This window comes from Paraburkholderia sp. SIMBA_053, assembly GCF_046534895.1.
GTDB classification, from domain to species: Bacteria; Pseudomonadota; Gammaproteobacteria; order Burkholderiales; family Burkholderiaceae; genus Paraburkholderia; species Paraburkholderia caledonica.
The window spans coordinates 1-407 of the sequence record NZ_JAWRXU010000155.1; the positions used below are offsets into that span (position 1 = coordinate 1).

1 protein-coding gene is annotated in these 407 nt (G+C 64.6%); it reads right to left on the minus strand.

The features are described 5' to 3' along the window. On the minus strand, nucleotides 1-407 hold a 407-nt coding region (locus SB753_RS35030), incomplete at both ends, for an integrase core domain-containing protein (RefSeq protein WP_410804636.1).

Below are 407 nucleotides of genomic sequence, written 5' to 3' on the forward strand. Positions count from 1 at the left end.
GGACGCTGATGGTTGTACACCGTGCGCCATGCATCGAATGCGTTCTGGGCGTTGCGCGGGGTACGGAAGTGCTGGCCATTGAGGACTTCCGCCTTCAAGGTTCGATGAAACCGTTCGTCCTTGCCATTGGTCTGCGGGTGATACGGCTGGCTGTAGCTCACATGGATACCCAGCCGGATCAGCCAGACGGCGAACTCGGTGAGCTGTCCCGGCGCGCTGGGCGAACCCCACGGCGCGCCGTTGTCGGTGTTGATACGCGAGGGTAGCCCGTAGCAGTGGAACGCCTGCTCGAGCGCTTCCTGCACGACCTGCGTGGTGGTGCGCGAGCAGGCGCTCAGCACGATGTTGTAGCGCGAGTGGTCATCGATGACCGTCAGCGGCGCGCAGCGCCCGCTCTCCAGGGTCGG